This window comes from Salinivibrio socompensis S35 (assembly GCF_000513715.1).
GTDB lineage: Bacteria > Pseudomonadota > Gammaproteobacteria > Enterobacterales > Vibrionaceae > Salinivibrio > Salinivibrio socompensis.
Map to the genome: position 1 here is coordinate 37060 of NZ_AQOD01000030.1, position 6438 is coordinate 43497.

Annotated in this window: 3 protein-coding genes and 2 pseudogenes; 3 read left to right on the forward strand and 2 right to left on the reverse strand. The window is 49.6% G+C overall.

Going from position 1 to position 6438, the window contains the following annotated elements:
- The first annotated feature begins 364 nt into the window (after window positions 1-364).
- Window positions 365-1655: pseudogene (locus DZ54_RS19095) on the forward strand (Na+/H+ antiporter family protein).
- 126 nt (window positions 1656-1781) lie between these two features.
- Here DZ54_RS19095 and DZ54_RS0104510 read toward each other — a convergent pair.
- On the reverse strand, window positions 1782-2120 hold the full coding sequence (locus tag DZ54_RS0104510) for a Grx4 family monothiol glutaredoxin (RefSeq protein ID WP_025673229.1): 339 nt from the start codon (window positions 2118-2120) through the stop codon (window positions 1782-1784).
- Between the two features lie 282 nt (window positions 2121-2402).
- On the opposite strand from DZ54_RS0104510, the pseudogene sodB reads away from it, so the two are divergent.
- Window positions 2403-2986: pseudogene (sodB, locus tag DZ54_RS19100) on the forward strand (superoxide dismutase [Fe]).
- A 192-nt stretch (window positions 2987-3178) separates the two neighbouring features.
- Here the strand turns inward: sodB and asd are convergent.
- Window positions 3179-4303: an aspartate-semialdehyde dehydrogenase gene (gene asd, locus DZ54_RS0104520; protein ID WP_037353558.1), complete on the reverse strand. Its 1125-nt coding sequence runs from the start codon at window positions 4301-4303 to the stop codon at window positions 3179-3181.
- Window positions 4304-4865: 562 nt separating this feature from the next.
- Here asd and nhaC point away from each other — a divergent pair.
- Window positions 4866-6308, forward strand: a complete 1443-nt coding sequence (gene nhaC, locus DZ54_RS0104525; RefSeq protein ID WP_025673231.1) for a Na+/H+ antiporter NhaC — start codon at window positions 4866-4868, stop codon at window positions 6306-6308.
- The last annotated feature ends 130 nt before the right edge of the window (window positions 6309-6438 follow it).

The window sequence follows — 6438 nt, forward strand, 5'->3', positions numbered from 1 at the left end:
TTCACCATTAGCAGCGATTGCTGGCTGCTAAGCAGGCCCTATGCGCCAAGGATGGCGCGGCGGAGCCCCAGGGATGGGTTCACGGCGTGCATGCGTGTAGTCTGCGATTGCTTTCCCCTATCCGTTACACCACCCGCATTTCCAGTGCCCCTTTTTGCCTACTTTACTCGTCGCGGCTTTCAGCAAGACCGACAAGCATGAAAGAAAGTAACTAAAAAAACCGATTTCCCCTCGACACAGCGAAAATTTGCGCAAACTGGGTAGCTTAATTACAAAACCATAGATAACCCCTGCGGCGACGCTGCAGTGATAACCCTTATAACAGGAACGTTTCCATGAACCGGTAGTCATTTCAGTCTGTGTCATGCTGGCACTGGCCCTTATGCGTGTGAATGTCGTCGTCGCACTCACTTTTAGTGCTGTCCTTGGAGGCCTGGTCGGTGGGCTCAGTATTTCTGAGACCATCAGTGCCTTTGAAGGCGGGCTGGGCGGCGGTGCCACCATTGCCCTCAGTTACGCCATGCTCGGTACCTTTGCGGTCGCGATTAGCGGTTCTGGGATCACCGATGTGCTGGCGCATTCGGTGATCCGCAAGCTTAACGCGCGCCCCACCGATGCCAATACAGCGGCCTTTAAATATGTGGTGTTGGTATTGTTGGGTCTTTTGGCGATTTCGTCGCAAAACGCGATTCCGGTTCACATTGCTTTTATCCCGATTGTGATCCCCCCTTTATTGCATGTGTTCCAACGCTTAAAGCTCGATCGTCGCCTAGTCGCCTGTGTGCTGACCTTTGGTTTGATTATGCCGTATATGGTGTTACCGGTCGGCTTTGGCGGCATCTTTTTGAACAATATCCTGCTGAAAAACCTCAATGATAACGGCTTAAACGTGGTCGCCAGCCAGGTGCCAACCGCCATGTTATTACCGGCAGCGGGATGGTGGTTGGTTTGTTGATCGCGACCTTTATCAGCTACCGCCAGCCACGCCAATACAGTGAAGGGGACGTGCTCACTGCCGAGCCGGAAAACCACGCCATTAGCCCCCGTAATCTATGGGTGGCCGGCATCGCGATTGTCGCCGCGTTAAGCGTACAGCTGATGGCAGGCTCGATGATTGTAGGCGGATTGGCTGGCTTTATGGTGTTTACCTTTGGCGGTGTGATCCGCTGGAAAGACACTCAAGATGTGTTTACTAAAGGGGTACACATGATGGCGATGATCGGCTTTATTATGATTACCGCCGCTGGGTTTGCCGCAGTGATGAAAGCAACAGGTGGCGTAGAGTCGTTGGTCGCCTCGCTATCGGGCTCCATTGGTGATAACAAGCCTCTCGCGGCGTTTCTGATGTTGATTGTCGGTTTGCTAGTCACCATGGGAATTGGTTCATCGTTCTCAACTATTCCGATTATCGCCACCATTTATGTGCCGCTCTCATTGGCGTTTGGCTTCTCGCCGATGGCACCATTGCCTTGGTGGGAACGGCTGCCGCCTTGGGTGATGCCGGCTCTCCCGCCTCGGATTCAACCTTGGGTCCCACATCAGGCCTGAACGCCGATGGCCAACACGAACATATTTGGGATACCGTGGTGCCAACTTTTATCCACTATAACCTGCCACTCATTGCGTTCGGCTGGTTAGCGGCGATGATGCTCTAGGGCTTGATCTTTACGCGTAAACGCTGTGCATCCGCCATGAAAAAAAGCCACGTTCTCTCACGTGGCTTTTTTACACGACACCGCTATTTTCGCGTCACCCTAGTTTACGAAAAAATGCGCGATCGATTACTCGTTTTCGCTCGCATCACGGCGCTCGGCCGCTTCTTTAATCAGTGGCTGTAACTCACCTTTTTGGAACATTTCCAAGATAATGTCACATCCGCCAACGAGTTCACCATCAACCCACAGTTGTGGAAATGTTGGCCATTGTGCGTAAACAGGTAGCTCTGCGCGAATATCTGGGTTTTGCAACACATCCACGTAAGCAAACTTCTCGCCACAAGACATCAGCGCTTGCGAGGTTTGTGACGAAAAACCACAGCTTGGTAGTTTTGGCGACCCTTTCATGTATAGCAGAATCGCATTTTCTTCGATTTGCTGCTTAATTTTGTCAATTGTTTCCATTGCTTCCTCGAACACTGTCTGTGAATCTTAGTTTGATTCTACTGGTTAACCGGCTGGAAAAAAATGCCTAAATGTTTTGTGGGATTAGGCATGAAAATTTTACTGCGATCCTTTTAATAAAGTAAAAACTTGCTAAACTAGACCTAGCAAAACGAAAATAGTAGCCACACCGGATGTTTAGGTGCTTGTCCGTTCATGTGCCAACGCATCATAAACGGCAGATTACCGCACCGGCGATGGACTACAGGAAGCACTCCCACAATAAAAACGGAGATAATAGCAATGTCATTCCAACTACCTGAACTACCGTTCGCAAAAGACGCACTCGAACCACATATCTCAAAAGAAACGCTCGACTATCACTACGACAAGCACCACAACACCTATGTCGTGAAGTTGAACGGTTTGATTGAAGGCACAGATTTCGAAGGTAAATCACTCGAAGACATTATCAAGACCTCGTCAGGTGGCGTGTTCAATAATGCTGCCCAAGTGTGGAATCACACCTTCTACTGGCACTGCCTGAGCCAAATGGTGGCGGTGAGCCAACAGGCGACGTTGCAGATGCGATCACCAAAGCATTTGGTTCATTTGACGAGTTTAAGACTCAGTTCACCAATGCGGCAGTCACTAACTTCGGCTCAGGCTGGACTTGGCTGGTGAAAAAAGCAGATGGATCGGTTGCGATCGTGAACACTTCCAATGCGGAAACGCCAGTGACTCACGATGGTGAAACGCCATTGTTGACTGTCGACGTTTGGGAACATGCGTACTACATCGATTATCGTAACGTACGCCCAGATTACCTCGCTGCATTCTGGAAACTGGTTAACTGGGACTTCGTTGCGAAAAACTTCGCAGGCTAAGTCGGTTTACAACCTATAAAAGCGTACAGCAAAGGAGGCGTCTATCGCCTCCTTTTTTGTTTGTCTCTGATACGCATGCTGAGGCGACACAAAGCACTCGATATAAAAAAGCACTCGATATAAAAAAGCCGCCAACTAGGTTGACGGCTTAACGTAACTTGATGAATCCAAGTTAATTAGAATCCAAGTTAATTAGTCTTGTTCTTTTTCCGACAAGATAATCCGCAGCGTGCGGCGTAGCGGTTCTGCCGCCCCCCATAACAGCTGATCACCCACGGTAAAGGCATTCAGGAAATCATCCCCCATTGCCAGTTTACGTAGACGGCCCACGGGGACAGACATGGTGCCTGTGACTTTCGCCGGGCTCAGATCGGTCATGGTCACATCACGCTCATTGGGGACAACACTCACCCAATCGTTATGTGATGCAATCATGTCTTCAATTTCATCCATCGGCACCGCTTTTTTCAGCTTAATCGTCAGCGCCTGGCTGTGACAACGCATGGCCCCAACACGGACGCAAGTTCCGTCGATTGGAATCGGGTTGTTCTCCAGCCCAAGGATCTTGTTGGTTTCAACCGATGCCTTCCACTCTTCCTTGCTTTGGCCGTTGTCGCGCTTGACATCAATCCAAGGGATCAATGAGCCCGCGAGTGGCGCACCAAACTGCTCGCTCGGAAAATCGCCCGAGCGCAAGGTTTGAGCCACTTTACGGTCAATGTCTAGAATAGATGTGGCTGGGCTTGCCAAGTCAGTATTCACCGCATCATTGATGACACCCATTTGGCTGATCAGCTCACGCATATGCTTCGCACCTGAACCAGACGCGGCTTGATAGGTTTGCGCGGTCATCCACTCGACCAGGCCGTTTTGATACAAACCGCCCAAGCCCATCAGCATCAAACTCACGGTACAGTTACCGCCTACAAACGTGCGCGTATCGTTATGGATCCCCGCTTGGATGTGTTTGAAGTTAATCGGATCCAAGGTGATGATACTATCATCTGCCATTCGTAATGATGACGCTGCATCAATCCAATAGCCTTTCCAACCGGCTTGACGCAACTTTGCGTACACATCGTTGGTGTAATCGCCGCCTTGGCAGGTGATAATAGCATCGAGGGTTTTGAGCGTTTCAATGTCATAGGCATCTTGCAACATGCCTGCATCTTTGCCGTAATTCGGCGCCGCAATCCCGACTTGTGAGGTGCTAAAAAACACAGGTTCGATATGGTCGAAGTCTTTTTCTTCTACCATGCGCTGCATCAGCACCGATCCCACCATGCCGCGCCAGCCAACTAAACCTACTCGCATCATAATTTTCACACTCCATGTTGTGTGACCGTCTTAGCAACAGAATGTTGTCGCCTGACAGTCAGTGAAAAAACGTTTTTGATACTAACACGTCTTACCACGGTCGTCAGGTTAACGGCTCTGCCTGCTTAGTAAATGACCTCTTCTTCAAGTTTCCGTCACCCTTGTCTAACTTGAATTAACGCACAAGCGCCTAAAAAACAAGCGCAAAAATACATAATAAACACTATGTTAAAATGGTTTGATAACCTTTACGTCACGATATATTAATCAATCGTGTCAGAATGTAACCTAATTCGCGCACGACTCACATTAGCGACAAAAATGTTTCCCATCGCTTTGCTCTGTTAGCTAGAGTATGTCCCCTCACAAATGGAACAAAGGATACTGAAACAAGGACAGTGATGTGAGTTTGGTTGTTGCTTGAGGCATCGCTAAATCGCGCAGGGAGTAGTCGCGCAATCACAGACGATCCACCTTCCGATAATGATATTGACTCGCTCAGCGCTATCGGTAACCCGCAAGCGACAGGTTACCCAGCAAGCGACGTGAAGAAGGTTAAGTTATGACAACACAGCAAGCTCGATTACCGTCCATCATTCAGGTGGTATTGGCACTTGGCGCCTTTTTGGCGCTCGCGTTTTCGTTTACTGCCAAATTAGACCTCCCCATTCAACTGGCCTTATTTATCGGCTGGTTTGTGATTATGGGATTGGGGCTAAAACTGGGCCATCAATACAAAGATCTTGAAAGCGCGGCGACGAAAGGGATCTCAAACGGGTTGGGTGCCGTTTTGATTCTCTTATCCGTTGGCGCATTGGTAGGCACTTGGATTGCGGGCGGGATCGTCCCCACCATCATTTACTATGGTCTCAAAGCTATCCATCCTTCTATCTTCCTTTTAGCGACCATGTTGATTTGCTCGTTAACCGCTTTAGCGACGGGCACCTCTTGGGGCGCAGCCGGTACCGCGGGTATTGCCATGATGGGGATTGGTCAAGGCCTTGGGATCCCAGCCCCGATGACAGCAGGTGCTGTTCTTTCTGGGTGCTACTTTGGTGATAAAATGTCGCCATTGTCTGATTCAGTGATCCTTGCCTCATCAATGTCTGGGGTCGAAATCGTTGAGCACATTAAAGGCATGCTGCCGATTGCCCTGATCAGCTACATCATTACCGGTATTTTGTTTACGCTAATTGGCTGGCACTATGCGGGTAATGTCGATATGAGCCAGGTAGAGATGGTGAAGCAAGCGATGCAAGATCAGTTTGTGATCTCTCCGCTATCCTTTGTGCCGGTGCTGATTGTCCTCGCGCTGCTGGCGATGCGCTTACCGTCTTTCCCGGTGATTAGTTTTGGTTCATTGCTGGGTGTGGTTTGGGCTGTGATGCTGCAAGATATGACGCCCGTGAACGCCATTAATACTGCCTGGGCACCATTTTCTATCTCATCCGGCGTCGATTTTATCGATGCAATCCTCAACCGCGGTGGCATGTCCTCGATGCTCGGTTCCGTTGCTGTGATTGTCTTTGGTCTGGGCTTTGGTGGCTTGCTCGAAAAAGTGGGCGTCTTGCACACCATTGCCAGCTTGTTTGAGCGTCGTGTTAACAGTGCGGGTAGCTTGGCGACCTCCACCATCGGCACCGCCTTTATGGGGAACGTTTTTGGCTCGGCCATGTATGTGTCACTGATCTTAACCCCCAAAATCTGTGCTAAAAACTATGACAGACTCGGCTATCAACGCAAGAACCTGTCTCGTAACGCTGAATTTGGTGGCACGTTAACCTCCGGCATGGTGCCGTGGAGTGATAACGGTATTTATATGGCCAGTATCCTTGGTGTCGCGACCTTGTCTTATGCGCCCTTTATGTGGTTAAGTTTTGTGTGTATTGCCGTCACCATCGTCACCAGCTACTTCGGTTGGTTTGTCGACAAGGTAGAGCCACACCAGGCCGCTCAACCGCAAAAAGAGGCAACAGCGACGACGTCTACGCCAGAGCGTGCCTAAAGAAATAAAGAAATAAAGAAATAAAGAAAACAGCCTAAAAAAAGCGGGACACGCTAGGGCGTGTTGATCTTTGCTGTACACATTTTATTCAGCAATACATCGGCAGCCACATTATAGTAAACGCCAGTGA

Bases quoted from the DNA above. Each gene is read 5' to 3' on its own strand.
- DZ54_RS0104510 (WP_025673229.1), bottom strand. From the start codon at position 2,120: ATGGAAACAATTGACAAAATTAAGCAGCAAATCGAAGAAAATGCGATT.
- asd (WP_037353558.1), bottom strand. From the start codon at position 4,303: ATGATGCGAGTAGGTTTAGTTGGCTGGCGCGGCATGGTGGGATCGGTG.
- nhaC (WP_025673231.1), top strand. From the start codon at position 4,866: ATGACAACACAGCAAGCTCGATTACCGTCCATCATTCAGGTGGTATTG.